This window comes from Lacrimispora sp., from assembly GCF_032078915.1.
In the GTDB taxonomy this organism is placed as follows: domain Bacteria; phylum Bacillota; class Clostridia; order Lachnospirales; family Lachnospiraceae; genus Lacrimispora.
In genome coordinates this window covers 25,407-42,572 of record NZ_DAMAUN010000006.1, presented here as the reverse complement: position 1 = coordinate 42,572, position 17,166 = coordinate 25,407, and the positions used below count along the sequence as shown (strand labels likewise).

The window sequence follows — 17,166 nt, the reverse complement described above, 5'->3', positions numbered from 1 at the left end:
GATCAAAATCACACATCCTTGTTTAAAAACTGTTCATCATACATCTTCTGCGCTTGCTCCAATGCAACTTTGGGCGATTGAACATTGCTGTAAGCATTTTTCACCGCCATACCGATAATGCTCAAGAATCGGCGCTCATCAAATGGAAAACCGGACAACTCAGGCACCCGCCGTCCTTTGGCCATTACAAAACAGTCTTTTGCAAAATTCAGCCACGGATAAGAATTGACGATTTCATAATTTTCATAGGATTTCTTACAGGGAGAAACGCTCCCCAGCAGTGTTTCGGCAGAAGCGATTGTTTCACTGCATATCCAGCGGATAAAGGACAATGCCTCATTGGCCCGGCGGCTGTATTTTGAAACGCCGAGAGTTCCGCCGCCGATGACTGGGTTGCCGCCGGGAACCAGAGCATATCCGATATTTCCCACAACCTTGGAAGTCGAACTGAGCAGGTCAGAAGCATAGTTGCTGTACAGCAGGGTCATAGCAATGTTTCCGCTGGCAAAAGAGGTGGCGGTATTGGTCCACCAGGAATTATACTTTGGGCTGGAATAATTGCGGATCTCCACAAGCTGTTCCAATGCCCGGACCGCGGCCGGGGAATTCAGGGCCACATTGTAGTGCCCGTCATACAGATTGTCCTGATAACTGAAAAAGCGGGCTAAAAATTCAGAGCCTGCAACTCCGGTGGAACCAAGGGTGAGAGTGGCCCCATAATCCACAGGGGATGCCGGGTTTGAGGATTTTGTAAAAAACGCGGCAATCCGGTTGAACTTATCAAAAGTGTCCGGAGGAAGCAGTTCTTCCCGGTATTTTTCAAAGTACGTGCGGCGGTAAATAGGGTCATTGAACAAATCTTTTCTGTAAAACAGAAGCTGCATACTTGGGGAGGTGGGCAATGCGTAAACATGTCCGTTGATCATTGAAAACGGTTCAATGGTGCCGTCTATAAATTCATTGAGGCATTGGGAGACCGAAGGATCAATTCCATCCAGTGGCTGCAATATTTTTTCTGCAAACCAGGATAACCAGGTCACATCCAAACGCAGGATATCGAATACGGAGTCCTTTGACATGTTTGTAAAAGCTTCATAGATTTCATCGTAGGAATAAATGGTAATATTAACCGGTATCCCTGTTTTTTGAGTATATAGGCGGGATAGGCTGCGAAGGGTGTAGGCGCTGGGGGTGTCAAGGGTCAGGATGTTTAAAGGCGATTTGTTATCGCTGTAGATGATGTTCGAAAACCAATCACGGAAACCTGAATTTTCAAGAATTCTTTTCTCCGGATGTTTACCTGGAAGATCATTTTCAATAAGGGTTTCTGCAGCGATTTTTCCCAACTGGCGGTAATTCAGTTCGTATTTATCAAAGTCGTTTTCAGGTAAGGTGAATACAGGAGAAACGGTGTGTATATTTAAGCTGAGCTCCGGGTAAAAGGTATTATGTATATCTTTTACCGATTCAGCAAAACCGTAATTGGATATAAAAATGGCCTGGGGCGTGGAATCGTGGAAGATCTGCATAATGTTCTGCAGTTTCCTGTAGGAGTCCGTTTGTATGTGGTACACGGAACAGGAGGAGCTCTTCATCGTGTCCATAAAGCCGTCATAAAATTCCAGCTCATTGGACAGACGAAGACTGCCGGTCAAGATACAGATATTTGTATATTTCTTTTCCAAAGCCTTCTTTGCTAATTCTTTTCCTGCCTGTCCGTAGTTGAATCCAATATATTTACAGGATATATCAGGATCCCGCTCAATGAAAATGATATTTTCCCGGATCTTTTTCTTTCCATCCAGGTATGGGATATAGTCTGACTGGGAGGTAAAGGAAGTAAATGATGCAATTCCGGCGGGCATAAGGGAACGTATGTCCTGTAAGGCATTGATCTCAGCCTCCGGCTGATCGTCATTGGTGAGATACTGGCATACGGAATAATTATGATTTTCGGCATACGCCTTAAAACTCATAAAAAAATCGATGTATTGTTTGGAACGCAGGTTTGGGAGAATTACGGCCAATAAATCGGAGCGCCCCTTGCGCAGTAATTTGGCTCTTTCATTGGGGATATATCCAAGAGAGGCAGCGGCATCCATTACCTGTTTTATTTTTTCGCTGCTGACGTTGCCTTTTTCATTTAGAACATTTGAAACAGTTCCCTGGGCAACACCGGCGGCCCTGGCAATATCTTTAATAGTAACCATAAAATACCTCCATAATTTACCAAAAACAAATGATTATCTATAGTATAACATATAAAATAAAAAATGAAACCTCTTTTTAAATGTGAAAAACAAACATTAAAACGCAAATATTTATAAATATATTGTATGAAATATATAAAAATATCATTGACACGTTTCAATTGCTGTGATAAACTACCCATGTAAACATCAATTGTTGAATTTAAGGAGGGGTTGTTTTGAAAAAAATGAAACATTTATCTGCGATCACATTGGCAATGGTCATGGCTGCGGCAGGAGTATTGACTGGCTGCGGCGGCAATTCAACAGGTGCAACAAAGGCAGAGCAAACGGAAACAAAAGCCGAGTCAGCCTCGGCGGACACAGATTCTGCAAAAGCAGAGACTCAGGGAAATACGGGGGATGTATTGCACCTGACTTTCTACTATCCGGTCAACGTAGGAGGATCAGCAGCACAGCTTATTGAGAAAATCTGCACGGATTTTAACTCGGAGAATCCGGGTATTGTCGTAGAACCGGTCTATACAGGAAACTATGACGACACCGTTACAAAAATCCAGACGGCCGTACAGGGAGGAACCCCGCCGGATGTGTTTGTAAGCCTGGCGACCCAGAGATTTACCATGTCATCTACAGGTATGGCTATGCCGCTGGATGATTTTATTGCAGCTGACGGAGAAGAAGGAAAAACATTCATCGCAGACTTTCTTCCCGGATTCATGGAAGACTCCTATGTAGATGGAAAGATCTATTCCATTCCCTTCCAGAGAAGTACGGAGATCCTCTATTATAATAAAGACTTGTTTAAGGAAGCCGGACTTGATCCGGAGAAGCCGCCCAGAACCTGGGAGGAGCTGGCGGATTATGGGGTGAAGCTGACAAACGGCGACCATTATGGTGTCGGCATCGCTTTGAATTCCGGCTCTGCCCAGTGGACGTTCACAGGATTTGCGTTACAGAACAGCAAAGACGGTAAAAACCTCATGAGTGAGGATGGAAAGACCGTTTACTTTAATACCCCTGAAAATGTAGAAGCCCTTCAGTTCTGGCTGGATCTCCAGAATAAATACAAATGCATGGCAGAAGGGATCGTACAATGGACCGACCTGCCCACACAGTTCCTGGCCGGGGAAGTAGCTATGATCTATCATACCACCGGAAATATGGCCAATATCAACAGCAACGCCAAGTTTGAATTTGGTACGGCATTCCTGCCGGGACAAGCGCGGGATGCAGCTCCCACAGGCGGCGGAAACTTCTATATCTCAAACGGAATTGCAAAGGAACGCGGGGATGCAGCTTGGAAATTCATTAAATTTGCTACTTCTACGGAAAGAGCAGCCCAGTGGAGCCTGGATACCGGTTACGTAGCGACCAGACAGTCTTGCTATGATACGGATCTGATGAAAGATTATTACGCAAAGGTTCCTCAGGCATCCGTCGCTTATGAGCAGCTTCCCTATGCAAAACCGGAGCTGACGACTTATAATGCGGCTGAAATATGGAGGATTTTAAATGATAACATCCAGGCGGCAGTAGTGGGAGATATGACAGCACAGGAAGCTCTGGATCATGCCCAGGAGGAAGCAGAGGAAGTTTTAGCAGATTTTCAATAATATAGGAAACCGAAAGGGGATTGCAGCTTGCAAACCCCTTTCTTTAAAGAAGGGTGACGGATCGATGAATGGTGATTTAAAAAAGAGGAAGGAATTGAAACATAATTTCACGGCGTGGTTGCTTGTTGCCCCGGCGCTGGGGTTTATGCTGGTATTTACGGCGTACCCTGTATTCAGGAGCCTGTATTTAAGCCTTATGAAATACAAAATGGGAATGGGGGCGCCGGAGCTTATAGGACTGGAAAACTATGCAAAACTGTTTTCATCAAAGCTGTTTTGGAAGGTAATGGGTAATACAGTCTTTTTTGCACTGATTACCGTATTGCCCAGCATGGCTGTGGGATTGGGCCTTGCCGTTCTGGTAAATAGAAGGAGCCGGACCATCGGTTTTGTAAGAACGGCTTTCTTCTATCCGGTTGTAATGCCTATGATAGCCATAGCCAGTGTCTGGATGTTCATCTATATGGCGAAAAACGGATTATTTGACCAGATGCTCATAAGCATGGGTTTTCGTCCATGGAACGTCCTGTCAAAGAAGAGTACGGTGCTGCCTGCCATGGCAGTCATGTACGTATGGAAGGAGGCAGGATATTTGATGGTATTTTTCCTGTCGGGGATCCAGAGCATATCAACGGAGGTCATGGAGGCTGCAAAGATCGACGGGGCTGGAAGCTTAAAAATCTTTAGAAAGATCACCCTGCCATTGCTGGCCCCTACTTTTCTTTTTGTATCGACCATTGCCTTTACAAATAGCTTTAAGCTTGTGGATCATGTAGTGATCATGACAGAGGGGGCTCCTAACAATGCCAGCACCCTCCTTCTTTATTACATTTACCAGCAGGGCTTTACGAATTTTAATTATGGTGTGTCTTCTGCACTGACGGTCATCATGCTTGTCTTGCTGTTAATTGTGTCACTGCCGAGATTTATAAGCCAGGATAAGAAGATCCATTATAATTAGAGGGGAGAAGGTTATGAAGAACTTGAAAAAACTATTAATATCCATTTGTTCCGTACTGCTGGCAACCGCGTGGCTGGCTCCCCTGTTTTGGCTTGTGTGCACAGCTTTAACGGAGCCTACGTTTAAAATGACGTTCTTTCCCAATTCCAGATTTACTCTGGGCAATATCATGTATGTGTGGAATGCCATACCCTTTGGAAGATATTATTTAAATACCCTCTTCCTTGTTGCGGTAACATTTGGTATTCAGTTTGTTACATCGACCCTGGCCGGATATGCCCTTGGTGTCATGGAGTTTAAGGGGCAGTATCTGGTGATGGCAGTGATTTTTATGCAGATCATTATACCAAATGATGTACTTATTACGCCTAACTTTATGACCTTATCGGAAATGGGGCTTACAGACACAAAGCTGGGCATCATGCTGCCGTTTTATGGAAGCGCCCTGGCGATTTTCCTTTTAAGGCAGCACTTTAAGACCATACCAAGGGCCTTAGCGGAAGCGGCAAGAATTGACGGCGCAAATATATGGCAGACCATCTGGCAGGTATATATGCCATGCGCAAAACCGGCATATATGTCATTTGCGGTCATTTCGGTCAGCTATCACTGGAACAATTATCTGTGGCCGTTAATTGTAACAAATTCCCCTGCAAACCGTACCTTGACGGTCGGCCTTGCTATTTTTGCAAAATCCAAGGAAGCAAATATGCAGTGGGCGAATGTCTGCGCTGCTACGTTAATTATCATACTGCCGTTATTAATAGCCTTTTTCATCCTGCAAAGACAGTTTATGAGCAGCTTTGTCAGTGCAGGCATCAAGGAGTAGGGGGAGAGGACAATGGAATTACATTTTTTAGGCAGTGGATCGGCATTTTATCCTCAGTATAAAAACACCAGTGCATATTTTGAATTAAACAATGATCTCTATTTGATCGATTGCGGAGAAACTGTATTTGAAACATTGCTCTCATTGGTTGGTCTTGAACAATACAGGGAAATTTACGTTGTGATCACACATCTGCACGCGGATCATGTGGGGAGCCTGGCTTCTTTGATTTCTTATACGTATTGCATGTTGGATAAGAAGCAGGTTACCGTTATTCATCCTAAACCTACGATTGCCCGGCTGTTAAGCCTTATGGGGATCGGAAGGGAGTTTTACCGTTATAAAGAGACTTATGACGGTAGCAGTGTAGAATTTGAAGCGATCCAGGTTCAGCATGTGGATAATATGGAGTGTTTTGGATATGTCATAAGAGTAAATGGAGAAACGATTTATTACAGCGGAGATTCCTCTCATCTGCCTCAAAGAATACTGGAGGATTTTAAAAAGGGGGAAATCAAGACCATCTATCATGACACAAGCACCCATGATTCTGACTATGCAACCCACTGTTATTATGGTAAACTGGAGGCATGGATTCCCCATGAGATGAGAAGGAGGGTATTTTGCATGCATTTAGATTCTGATTGTAAAGACTTGTTGGAAGGAAAAGGTTTTTCCGTAGTAAACGTGGATGGTGATTCGTATGCTGAACCTAGGTGATTTTCAGGAACTGAACGAAATTACAATTACAGTACGTATATGCCTGGCTCTGATCATAGGCGGCATCCTGGGCATGGAGAGAGAAGTCAGGAAGCAGCCGGCAGGGTTCCGGACGTATATGCTTGTATGTATGGGATCGGCAGCGGTGATGATGACCAACCAGTATATTTCCCAAACCTTTGGCGGCTCAGATCCCTCAAGGCTTGGCGCGCAGGTGGTCAGCGGGATCGGCTTTTTAGGGGCAGGTACCATCATAGTGACCAGAAATAATCAGGTACGGGGCTTAACCACTGCCGCCGGATTGTGGGCGGCTGCCTGTGCAGGGCTGGCTGTTGGCATCGGGTTCTACAAGGGAGCAATACTGGTGGGCTTGGCCATCAGCCTGATTATGACGGTTTTCCAAAAGGTGGACAACCGGCTTATGGCAACTTCAAGAATCTTTAGTCTGTATATGAACTTCACTGCTGCGTCAAATTTGAATCTGTTTCTGGAAAGCTGCAAAGAGAGGAATATACAAATTATTGATATCCAGGCATTTAAAGCTAAGGGTAAGGGAGAAGACGGTATCATTGTCATGATCACATTGAAAACTGCAAAAAGAGAGCCCCGGGGGAACGTACTGCAGTTTTTTGGTACGGCAGAGGGGCTTAAGTATATGGAGGAATTGTAGTTTGATGGATGAAGAATTACATATTGACAGGAAAGAAATTGAAGAGCTGGCACTTGGTACCAAACGCTTTTTTAATGACCAGCGGCTGGCGTCAGATGTCCGGTCTAAGGGTCCGGCGGATTACGTCACTCAGGTAGATATCCAGGTTCAAAAGTGGCTGAAAGAAAAACTGGAGGAGAGTTATCCCCGGATCCAATTCATGGGAGAAGAGAAGGACAATTCGGGCCTGGATTTTAACAGGCCGGTGTGGATCGTGGATCCGGTGGATGGAACCACCAACTTACTTCATGATTACAAACAAAGTGCCGTAAGCATAGGCTTATGGGATGGGAAAAGAATAGTGTTAGGAGCTGTATACCTGCCATTCTTAAATGAATTCTTCTGGGCGGCAGAGGGAGAAGGCGCTTTTTTAAACGGCAGCAGAATCAGTGTCAGCAATAATAAAACCCTGGAAGAATCGTTGATCGCCATAGGCACAAGCCCTTATTATAAGGAAAATGCGGAAAGAATCTTTGATATGAGCAGAAGGATTTTTATAAAATGCCAGGATATCCGCCGAGGCGGCTCGGCAGCCATTGACATGGTGTATGTAGCCTGCGGCAGGCTGGATGGATATTTTGAAATGAATTTGAATCCCTGGGATTATAGCGGAGCTTATCTGATTGTGAAAGAGGCTGGAGGGAGGGTGGCTGAATTTGACGGTTCACCGGTACAGTTTCATAAAAAGAGCCATCTCATAGTCAGCAATGGGTATATTTGGCATGAGATGCAAAAGGAGATCTGCGTCTAGATTTAAGTTATGATATGCTCCTTCCTGCAGCGGACCGTTTACATGATAAAAGCTGGCCGCTGCAGGAAGGAGCATATGCTTTTATTGGGGGAAAGCCTGCCAAGAGAAGGTTCAAAAAAACAGGAAATATCGCGGCGTGCTGCTCTTGTATTGCAAATATTCATCCCCAAAGGCACGAGGTAAATACTTTTCTTCCTCTAAAATCTGAAAATGCAGCAGAAGGATACCAATGAACGCGGAAAGGATGCTGATCATGTTTGGAAGGGCAAGTGCAGAGCCCATATATAGCAGATCAAAGCCCACAAAAGCCGGATTCCTGCTGACCTTATATATGCCTCTTGTGACAATGGAAGTTTTTTGGGTTTCGTCCACACCCGCGCGCCAGCTGTCACGCATGGAGGTGATAGCCAGTATAAAGAAAATAACCCCGCTTCCCGTGAGCACAATTCCTATCCACCGTACACTGACAGGAAAAGTAAGAGAGAGCATGAAACGGGAAAAGAACACACTTGCGTACTGAATAGCCGCGATGCCGTAGGTTGCTGCAAGAAGAGCCGTTTCTATTGCTGCTGTTTTAGGAGGTTTATGGCCCTTTGCCAGCCGGTTTGTGTGAATGCCCTTTTTCCGAAGAAAGATTTGCTTCATAAAATAGGCAATGTAAAAACAGGTTATTAACGCAAATATGCTGATCTGAAAAATCATTCTATCACCGCCTTGTATGTAATACTTCAAAGTATACCATGGAAACGTCAAGATGAACATCCATATAAGACTGATTGATACAGGCTAACTTATTCCAGGAAAGGGGAGAAATGCCGGCCGCCGGCCGGATAGAAAAAAGGCGATAACGAAACAAAAACGGCGCTGCTCATACTCATGTATCCCTGTTGTTTTTGTTTGCCTTTTTTTTAGATTAAAGGTACAATACCGTTATATAGCAAGATGGTATTCAGATTGCATTTTGTGGAGAAAATTGAATGGAAAGATATCATCGAAAATACCGGCGCAGGCATGGTTGTCTGCCGGCAGCAAATAAAACAGAAATTTGGAGGGCAATGCATTGACAGAATATAAAGATAAGCAGGAATTGATCGACGAGATATCAAATCGTGCTAAATTATTCATAGATGAATTTTCAGATATTCAGGAAACAGATAAGGACAAACAGATTGACGGAGTGGACAGGTCACCGGCGCAGATGATAGCCTATCAATTAGGCTGGTTAAACCTTCTTCTTCATTGGGAAGAACAGGAACAGCAGGGGAATACGGTTGTTACCCCTCACCCAGATTATAAGTGGAACAATCTGGGCGGATTATACAAGAGCTTTTACAGGCAATACGAAACATATAGTTTACAGGAATTATGTACCATGTTTAAGGAAACGGTACAAAAAATCATAAACCTTACGGAATATTATGCAGATACCGAGCTTTTTCAGCCTGGAAGCAGAAAATGGGCGTCTTCAACGCCTTCCAACTGGGCAGTCTGGAAATGGATCCACACGAATACGGTCGCGCCTTTTAAGTCATTTAGAAGTAAGATCAGAAAGTGGAAGAAGCAGAATGGCAGCTGAAAAGCTATTATCTATGTTACCGGTTCTTATGTATTTGGGGACTAATAAAAAAGAGCACCAGCCCTAATAATATCGTTGTTATCCCGATACCCTGCTGAAGAGAAATTGCCTCATGTAAGATAAAATAGGCCAGAATGCATGTGCCGATAGTTTCTCCCAGTATGCTCATGGAAATAACTGTCGCAGGAATCCACTTTAACAGCCAATTAAAAATGAATTGTCCAAAAACCGTTGATATAAGTGCTAATCCCCCAAAGGATATCCAGGTGGCTTTAGGATAACCGCTGAAAGAGTTACCATCAATGATTGCATAACACCCTAAAAAAACGGAACTGCTTAAATAGCTTATGACGGAATAAGGAACCGCTGATAATTCTTTTCTTATTGCCTGACCTATAAAAAAGTAGACACTGATAATTCCTGCCGCCAATAGCGCTAATGAATCACCAAAAAGAGCTTGAGAGCTTATTTGAAAATCCCCCCATCCGATGATAAAGCAGCCCAATATGGCGATCAGACATCCCCCAATCGCCAGCTTGTGAAATCGTTCCTTCAAAAAAGTATATCCGATAGCAATCGAAAAAAGAGGCTGCAATGTTACGATAACTGTTGAGCTTGCCACTGATGTATGCCTCAGGGATTCAAACCACAGCAGATAATGGGCAGATAAGAGAAGTCCTGACAAAATCCCAAGTGCCCATTGCTTTTTAGAGAGGGATAGCAATTGATTCTTATTTTGCTTGCTGCCCAATAAAAATGGCAATAGAATCATAGCTGCAAAAAATAAACGGAAAAATGCGGTTATAGCAGAAGGGGCATTAGCCAGGCGCACGAAAATCGCGGAGGTAGAAAGGGAAAAGACACCGAAAAGCAAAGCCAGGTACAATCCAATATTAGTCTTCAAAGTTTTTCTCCTATGGTTATGAATTATAAAATACAAAATACAATAAAAGCTTTAGTAATTATAGTATGATTGTTTGCTAAAAGCCAGTGTTATTTATCATTTCAGATAATCCAAAAATAAAGTGCTAAAAAACGCTAAAAAATAAAGCGCTAAAAAATACTGTATGCAGATGACCAAACTTCATCTCGCCGATAATCAACCTTTTTAATTAAGGCATGAATACGTTACATACAAATCCAAAATTACAGTCAGCGCCGCGAATCAACCTCGAATCGCGGAAAAAAACAATCCCTAATTCATGAAAGCCTGTGGCAAATTTGAAGAACAAATGGTATAATGAAAAGAACTAATTGTAAAAAACAAATGATAAGGAGCAGAAACAAAAGTTATATGGATAAATTTCAAGTATTAAAGCACTATTTCGGCTACGACAGTTTCCGGGAAGGGCAGGAAATTCTTATCGACAGTATTTTGTCCGGAAGAGACGCCCTTGGAATCATGCCCACCGGTTCCGGAAAATCCCTGTGCTTCCAAATACCAGCTCTTATGATGGAAGGAATCACACTGGTTATTTCGCCCCTGATCTCCCTCATGAAGGACCAGGTAACAACTCTCAATCAAGCAGGCATTCATGCCGCATATCTTAACAGTTCTTTGACTGCAAGTCAGTATTATAAGGCCCTGGCCTATGCACGGGAAGGGCGATATCCCATTATTTATGTAGCACCGGAACGTCTTGTAACGGATGAATTTCTTGATTTTGCATTAAACACAAATATTTCCATGGTAGCGGTGGATGAAACTCACTGTGTATCCCAGTGGGGACAGGATTTCAGGCCCAGCTATTTAAAAATCGTGGATTTTATTGATAAGCTTCCAAAACGTCCGGTCATCAGCGCGTTTACGGCCACTGCTACCAAAGAGGTTCGTGAAGATGTCATTGATATACTCATGCTCAGAGAACCAGCCGTGGTGTCTACGGGATATGACAGACCCAATCTCTATCTGGGGGTTCAGTCTCCCAAGGATAAGTATGCTACATTAAAGAACTATGTGGAATGCCACCCGGATCAGTGCGGGATTATTTACTGCCTGACCAGAAAACTGGTGCAAGAGGTATGTGACCGGCTGAATCAAGAGGGATTTTCAGCAACCAGGTACCACGCCGGGTTAAGCGATGAGGAGCGTCGGAAGAACCAGGATGACTTTATCTACGATAGAAGCCAGATCATGGTGGCGACCAACGCCTTTGGCATGGGGATCGATAAATCCAATGTACGGTTTGTTATTCATTACAATATGCCGAAGAACCTGGAATCCTACTATCAGGAAGTGGGCAGGTGCTCCAGAGATGGAGAGCCGGGGGAATGCATTTTGCTATATAGTGGTCAGGATGTCGTGACCAATCAGATGTTTATTGATAATAACCAGGATAATCAGGAGCTGGATTCCCTTACCCACCAGATGGTTATGGAGCGGGACCGTGAACGGCTTAAGAAGATGACCTTTTACTCCTTTACCAACGAATGCCTCAGGGACTACATTCTGCGGTACTTTGGGGAGTATGGGGAGAATTACTGCGGCAACTGTTCCAACTGCTTAAGCCAGTTTGAAACAGTGGATGTGACGGATATTGCAAAGGAATTGGTGGGATGCGTAAAGGCAAGCAGGCAGAGGTATGGAACTGCGGTCATTATCGATACGGTTCATGGAGCCAATACGGCAAAAATCAGAAACTACCGGATGAATGAGAACCCTCATTATGGAAATCTGGCAAAGGTTCCTGCCTATAAGCTGCGGCAGGTGATGAACCATTTATTTTTAAACGATTGGTTGGCAATAACCAATGATGAATACACCATTGTAAAGCTGACAGAGAAATCTAAGGCGGTACTGGAAGACGGTGAATCCGTGATCATGAAGATGGCTAAGGAACAGGAACCTGTGGAAAAGGTTAAGAGCGGAAAGAAGATAAAGAAATCAAGTGCATCTGCTCTGGAATTAACCGAAGGGGAGGCAGCTCTGTTTGAAACTCTAAGGGCGCTGCGGATGGAAATTGCCAAAGAGGAAAAAGTACCGCCCTATATCGTGTTTTCTGACAAAACCCTGGTACATATGTCCTTGAAGAAACCTAAGACAAAGGAAGAGATGCTGTCGGTGTCCGGAGTAGGGGAATTTAAGTTCGAGAAATATGGGGAAAGGTTTTTATCGATTTTCCTGTAATCGTTTCCTCCATTTTCTCAAAAGTCCGCTTCCTTTCTTTTGTCGGTGCTTCTAGTCTCTCTCTGTTAAGGAATATAGAGAGTATAAAATTTTGTCCTGTATAAAAAGAAATTTGGCGTCAGGGAGATCCCGGTGCTTGCCTTTGAGCTGGATGAAAAGGAACATCTGGTAAACATTTAAGATAAAAAATGCCTGGGAGGACACACTGGGGGTATATTCTTATGCCCCAAAACCACGGGCAGGAAAGAGGAAATATGAAGATTTTTCATTTATCTGATTTGCATATCGGAAAGCAGTTAAACGGCTACAGTTTAAAAGAAAACCAGGAAGCGGTCCTTAATCAGATTGTGGATTATGCAGCAACCCAGCATCCGGATGTCATCCTGATCTGCGGCGATATCTACGATAAAACGGCTCCTTCCGGGGAGGCCTATACCATGTTTGGCAATTTCCTGGAAGCCCTTTCCGGAATAAAGCCTGAGATCACGGTCCTTATCATTGCAGGAAACCATGATTCACCGGAACGTCTGTCCTATGCCTCGGCATTTCTGGAACGGCACCGCATTCATTTGTCCGTGTTCCCGCCCAGAAGCCAGGAAGAGTACTTAAAAAAGGTGGTATTACGGGATGAAAATGGTCCGGTGAATTTCTATCTCTTACCCTTTTTAAAACCAGGGTATGTCAGGCAGCTTTTTCCGGACAACCAGCCGGATGGATATGAAAGTGCCATAAGAGCTGTTCTGGAAAGAGAAACCATTGATGGCGGAGAGCGCAACATCCTTTTATCCCATCAATTTTACGCGGCAGGCAATAAAGACCCGGAAACCTGCGAGTCAGAGCAGGCGGTCATCATGGCGGGCGGTTTGGACCGGGTAGATGCTTCTGTTCTTTCTGAATTTGATTACATAGCTTTGGGACATCTCCACGGTTCCCAAAAGGTAGGCAAGACTTCTATTCGATACTGCGGGACTCCCTATAAATATTCCGTCAGCGAAGAAAACCATAAAAAATCAGTCACTGTGGTGAATATAGGAAAAAAGGGAGACGAACCGGAGTTTGAATTTCTTCCGCTCAATGGAATCCAGGATGTGAGGCGGGAAAGAGGATCCTTATCTGAAATTCTTAAAAGGGCCACAGAAGAAAACCGCCATGATTATGTCAGCGTCACGCTCACCGATGAAGAGGAGCCTTACCGGGTCAGGGAGCGCTTAGAAGAAGTGTTCGATCATTTGCTGGAGCTTCGGGTGGACAATGAGCGTACCAGGCAAAAGCGTCTGGAAGAGGGAGAGACCGTGCCGGTTCTTAAACCTTTGGAAGCATTCCGGCAGTTTTTTAAGGCGGTAAGAGGGGAAGAGATGACAATGGAAGAAGAACAGGCCATGGAGCGGATCGTACAGGAAGCAAAGGAGGAAGAAGGATTATGAAGCCATTGCAGTTGACCATGTCCGCTTTTGGTTCCTATGGAGGAAAGGAAACCGTGGATTTTGAGAAAATCGGCCACGGCATTTTCCTTATTACAGGAGATACGGGAGCAGGAAAGACCACCATTTTTGATGCCGTATCATTTGCCCTGTTCGGGGAAACCAGCGGACAGAAGCGGGAGCCTTCCATGATGCGCAGCCAGTATGCGGCAGAAGACCAGGAAACCTACGTGTCCCTGAAATTTTCTGAAGGGGGTGAGAGGTATGAAATTACAAGAAGCCCTTCCTATACCAGGATCAGCAAAAGAAAAAATAAAAATGGAGAGTATTCTGCAGTTCCCGTTCCGGCAAAGGCTTCCCTTCTCTTGCCTGATGGATCGGAGTACCCGGGCAACCTTCGGGATATCAATCAGAAGATCCAGGAAATTGTAGGTGTGGACTTAAACCAGTTCTCGCAAATCGCCATGATTGCCCAGGGAGATTATTTAAGACTTCTTCATGCATCTTCCAGAGAACGGAAAGAGATATTTTCCAGGATCTTTAACACCGGGATTTACAGCCGTATCCAGTTGAAATTAAAAGAGCAGAACAATCTTTTTTATGACAGCCTGGAAAACAACCGCAGGTTATGCTTTCATGAACTGGAAAATGTGGTGCTTTTGGATGAAAGCACTTATCAGGAACCATGGCGGGAGCTTTTGGATTTTAAGGAGACAAGGACAGAGGAGATCCAGAATCTTTTAGGCTCCATTCTGGCAGAGATAAAGGAAAAAGAACAGGAGCTTTGTGAGGAACGGGACCACAGGGGAAAGCTTCTTTCTGAAGTGGAAGGGCAGTTAAGCCGTGCCCAGGAAGTGAACCGTCTCTTTGACGGCCTTATGCAGGCAAAGGCCAGGCTGGATATTCTGGAGGGCCAGAAGGAACAATGGCTTGAGATAGAAGCCCAATTAAAGGAGGCCGTCCGTGCAGAAAAGGTGAAAGGCCCGGAGGACCAGTTCTTAGATAAAAAGAGGGAATATGAGACAGCCATAAAAAGGGCCGAACAGCTTAAAAAGGAATTGGCGGAAATAACCCTTGCCCTTGCATCTGCGGAAAAGGAGGCGAAGGAAAGCAGGGATGCCTCCCAGGGAGAAGTCCCCAGGCTGTCAGTTGTCATCGAACGGCTAAATGAGGCCATGCCGCTCTATGGCCGTTGGAAAACCATGGAGAGAGCTTCCCTTGATAAGAAAAGAGAGGAAGAGGAAGCTGGCCAGTATTTTCATAGAATTGAAGCCGAACTGATCCGGTTAAAGGAACGTCTGGCTGCAAACGAAGCAAGGCAGGAAAAGTTAGAAGAAGGTGCAAGGAGTCTGCCGGAGATAAGACAGAGAAAAACTGTGCTCCAGGAGCGGCAGCAGGCCATGGAAGACCTTGAGAAAACAGCTAAGGCAGGGGAGTCGGCAGACTTAAAACGAGAGGAATACCAGGAAGCGGTTCTATGCGCCCAGAAAGATTACGAACAGGCGGAAGCGAGCTATAATGACAGGTTTCGTGAGTTTCTGGCATTGCAGGCTGGAATTATGGCTAATGAGCTGGCAGATGGAGCCCCCTGTCCTGTCTGCGGTTCCGTCCATCATCCTCTAAAGGCAAAGCTGATAGAGGGAGCTGTCACCCAGGAAGAGGTGGAGCAGGCAAAGAAAGCCAGAAATCAGGCAGAGGAACGGCGTTCCCAGGCCGTTCAAACTGCCGTCAGGGCCTTGGAGGTCTGCCGCCACTTAAAGGAACTGCTGGAGGGAGAGGAAGAAAAATGGTTTGGGACTTCTTTCCCTCAGGATCAGCTTCATGTCCGTCTGTATGACGAGAGAGAACGGGCCGGCTTGCTTTTGCGGGAAGTGGAAAAGGAAGAGCAGGAAGCTTTTGAGTCGGACCGCCTTCTTAAGAAGCTTCTGGAAGAAAGGAAAGCGGACCGGGGGAGGCTTGAGGAACTGGAACTTAAAAAAGAAGAGACAATGAAGAACTGGCAGCAGAAACAACTGGATAGGGCAGCCGCTGTCGCAGAGGCGGATCACGTAAAGAAGCTTTTGCCATACCCTGAGGAAGAGGAAGCCATGGGGAAGCTGGCGGGCTTCAAAAAAAGGAAAGAAGAGCTGTTAAGAGCAGAGGAGCAGGCGGATAAACGATTCCAGTATATCTTAGTGAAAGAAAAGGAAGGGAAAGGCCGTCTGGCCTCGGAAGAGGAAAACAAAGAGACGCGAAGGCTTGCACTTGAGCAGGCAGATGCTGCGTTTCAATCCGCTTTGGTGGAGCTGGGATTTTTAAAAGAAGAGGATTACCACAGGGCAAAGCAGGCGCCGGAAATTGTAAGGCAGTGGGAGCAGGAAACAGGGAATTATGAAAAGGAACTGTTAAAGGCCCGCACCGTTTACGGCCAGTTTAAGGAGCAGACAATGGGGCGTGAAAGGATAGAAACGGAACATTGGAAAGGGCAGGCGGAAGCTCTTAAGGAGGAACAGAAGCAGCTGCAGACCAGGGAGGCAAGGATCACGGCTATTGGCAGCAGGGCTCTTCAGGCTGCTGAAAATCTGGGGCGGCTGTGGAAGGAGAGAGAGCAGCTGGAAGAGAAATACCGCCTGTACCATACCCTGTTTCAGACGGCCAACGGGAAAATGGCAGGCTCCGTCAGCCTGGACTTTCAGACCTATGTCCAGAGGCAGTACTTTAACCAGATGATCCATGCGGCTAACAAACGGCTTGACGTTATGACGGACGGCCAGTTCCTGCTTCAGTGCAGGGATTTGGAGACCCTTGGAAAGCAGGGGGAGGTAGGCCTGGATTTGGATGTATACAGCATGGCAACGGATAAGGTACGGGATGTTAAAACCCTTTCCGGCGGAGAATCCTTTATGGCAGCTCTTGCCATGGCTCTTGGCATGACAGATATCATCCAGCGCACGGCAGGAAATGTGAGTATGGATGCTCTTTTCATTGATGAAGGCTTTGGTTCTCTGGATGAGGAATCCAGACTTAAGGCAGTCCGCATCCTTCAGGAGCTGGCCGGGGGACAAAGACTGATCGGGATTGTTTCCCATGTGACGGAATTAAAGGAGCAGATCGGAAAGAAGCTCCTGGTGAAAAAAACAGAAAAAGGAAGCAGGATTTTGTGGGACTTAGATGTCCTTCCTGATGGCGTATGACAGGAAGACAGTAAAAAATCGGTACTTTTCAGGTGATATAAAAACTTGACAACAGAGAAGAAACCTGTATAAT

13 protein-coding genes are annotated in these 17,166 nt (G+C 45.2%); 10 read left to right on the top strand and 3 right to left on the bottom strand.

Annotation, left to right across the window (positions count from 1 at the left end; genetic code table 11):
- Positions 1-8: 8 nt before the first annotated feature.
- The gene (locus tag RT269_RS03975) at positions 9-2,210 is read right to left on the bottom strand and encodes an extracellular solute-binding protein (RefSeq protein WP_313180692.1); all 2,202 of its coding nucleotides are present in this window, start codon (positions 2,208-2,210) and stop codon (positions 9-11) included.
- A 227-nt stretch (positions 2,211-2,437) separates the two neighbouring features.
- Here RT269_RS03975 and RT269_RS03970 point away from each other — a divergent pair, with 227 nt between their 5' ends.
- The 6 genes from RT269_RS03970 (at position 2,438) to RT269_RS03945 (ending at position 7,796) form a co-directional block, all read left to right on the top strand.
- Positions 2,438-3,826 carry an ABC transporter substrate-binding protein gene (locus tag RT269_RS03970; RefSeq protein WP_331664062.1) on the top strand — a complete coding sequence of 463 codons (1,389 nt, stop codon included), beginning with the start codon at positions 2,438-2,440 and terminating at the stop codon, positions 3,824-3,826.
- Between the two features lie 64 nt (positions 3,827-3,890).
- Positions 3,891-4,787 carry a carbohydrate ABC transporter permease gene (locus RT269_RS03965; protein ID WP_313180690.1) on the top strand — a complete coding sequence of 299 codons (897 nt, stop codon included), beginning with the start codon at positions 3,891-3,893 and terminating at the stop codon, positions 4,785-4,787.
- Positions 4,788-4,800: 13 nt separating this feature from the next.
- Positions 4,801-5,616, top strand: a complete 816-nt coding sequence (locus RT269_RS03960; RefSeq protein ID WP_313180689.1) for a carbohydrate ABC transporter permease — start codon at positions 4,801-4,803, stop codon at positions 5,614-5,616.
- Between the two features lie 12 nt (positions 5,617-5,628).
- A complete protein-coding gene (locus RT269_RS03955) occupies positions 5,629-6,336 on the top strand; it encodes an MBL fold metallo-hydrolase (protein ID WP_313180688.1) in 708 nt (235 codons plus the stop codon).
- Entirely contained in the window at positions 6,320-7,006 is a 687-nt protein-coding gene (locus RT269_RS03950; RefSeq protein WP_313180687.1) for an MgtC/SapB family protein, read from the top strand. Before RT269_RS03955 ends, RT269_RS03950 begins: the two co-directional genes overlap by 17 nt.
- Before the next feature lie 4 nt (positions 7,007-7,010).
- Positions 7,011-7,796 carry an inositol monophosphatase family protein gene (locus RT269_RS03945; protein ID WP_313180686.1) on the top strand — a complete coding sequence of 262 codons (786 nt, stop codon included), beginning with the start codon at positions 7,011-7,013 and terminating at the stop codon, positions 7,794-7,796.
- 111 nt (positions 7,797-7,907) lie between these two features.
- Here the strand turns inward: RT269_RS03945 and RT269_RS03940 are convergent, their stop codons facing one another.
- A complete protein-coding gene (locus RT269_RS03940) occupies positions 7,908-8,498 on the bottom strand; it encodes a methyltransferase family protein (RefSeq protein WP_313180685.1) in 591 nt (196 codons plus the stop codon).
- Between the two features lie 358 nt (positions 8,499-8,856).
- Here RT269_RS03940 and RT269_RS03935 point away from each other — a divergent pair, with 358 nt between their 5' ends.
- The gene (locus tag RT269_RS03935; protein WP_313180684.1) at positions 8,857-9,372 is read left to right on the top strand and encodes a ClbS/DfsB family four-helix bundle protein; all 516 of its coding nucleotides are present in this window, start codon (positions 8,857-8,859) and stop codon (positions 9,370-9,372) included.
- 16 nt (positions 9,373-9,388) lie between these two features.
- Here the strand turns inward: RT269_RS03935 and RT269_RS03930 are convergent, their stop codons facing one another.
- Positions 9,389-10,276: a DMT family transporter gene (locus RT269_RS03930; RefSeq protein WP_313180683.1), complete on the bottom strand. Its 888-nt coding sequence runs from the start codon at positions 10,274-10,276 to the stop codon at positions 9,389-9,391.
- 390 nt (positions 10,277-10,666) lie between these two features.
- Here RT269_RS03930 and recQ point away from each other — a divergent pair, with 390 nt between their 5' ends.
- The 3 genes from recQ (at position 10,667) to RT269_RS03915 (ending at position 17,093) form a co-directional block, all read left to right on the top strand.
- The gene (gene recQ, locus RT269_RS03925) at positions 10,667-12,499 is read left to right on the top strand and encodes a DNA helicase RecQ (RefSeq protein WP_313180682.1); all 1,833 of its coding nucleotides are present in this window, start codon (positions 10,667-10,669) and stop codon (positions 12,497-12,499) included.
- Between the two features lie 254 nt (positions 12,500-12,753).
- Positions 12,754-13,923 (top strand): exonuclease SbcCD subunit D, encoded by a 1,170-nt coding sequence (locus tag RT269_RS03920; protein WP_313180681.1) that lies wholly within the window; start codon positions 12,754-12,756, stop codon positions 13,921-13,923.
- Positions 13,920-17,093: an SMC family ATPase gene (locus RT269_RS03915; RefSeq protein WP_313180680.1), complete on the top strand. Its 3,174-nt coding sequence runs from the start codon at positions 13,920-13,922 to the stop codon at positions 17,091-17,093. Before RT269_RS03920 ends, RT269_RS03915 begins: the two co-directional genes overlap by 4 nt.
- Positions 17,094-17,166: the final 73 nt, after the last annotated feature.

What these genes read in the sequence shown, in the direction of transcription:
- RT269_RS03975 (WP_313180692.1), bottom strand. Translation starts at nt 2,210, where the DNA reads ATGGTTACTATTAAAGATATTGCCAGGGCCGCCGGTGTTGCCCAGGGA.
- RT269_RS03970 (WP_331664062.1), top strand. Translation starts at nt 2,438, where the DNA reads ATGAAACATTTATCTGCGATCACATTGGCAATGGTCATGGCTGCGGCA.
- RT269_RS03965 (WP_313180690.1), top strand. Translation starts at nt 3,891, where the DNA reads ATGAATGGTGATTTAAAAAAGAGGAAGGAATTGAAACATAATTTCACG.
- RT269_RS03960 (WP_313180689.1), top strand. Translation starts at nt 4,801, where the DNA reads ATGAAGAACTTGAAAAAACTATTAATATCCATTTGTTCCGTACTGCTG.
- RT269_RS03955 (WP_313180688.1), top strand. Translation starts at nt 5,629, where the DNA reads ATGGAATTACATTTTTTAGGCAGTGGATCGGCATTTTATCCTCAGTAT.
- RT269_RS03950 (WP_313180687.1), top strand. Translation starts at nt 6,320, where the DNA reads ATGCTGAACCTAGGTGATTTTCAGGAACTGAACGAAATTACAATTACA.
- RT269_RS03945 (WP_313180686.1), top strand. Translation starts at nt 7,011, where the DNA reads ATGGATGAAGAATTACATATTGACAGGAAAGAAATTGAAGAGCTGGCA.
- RT269_RS03940 (WP_313180685.1), bottom strand. Translation starts at nt 8,498, where the DNA reads ATGATTTTTCAGATCAGCATATTTGCGTTAATAACCTGTTTTTACATT.
- recQ (WP_313180682.1), top strand. Translation starts at nt 10,667, where the DNA reads ATGGATAAATTTCAAGTATTAAAGCACTATTTCGGCTACGACAGTTTC.
- RT269_RS03920 (WP_313180681.1), top strand. Translation starts at nt 12,754, where the DNA reads ATGAAGATTTTTCATTTATCTGATTTGCATATCGGAAAGCAGTTAAAC.
- RT269_RS03915 (WP_313180680.1), top strand. Translation starts at nt 13,920, where the DNA reads ATGAAGCCATTGCAGTTGACCATGTCCGCTTTTGGTTCCTATGGAGGA.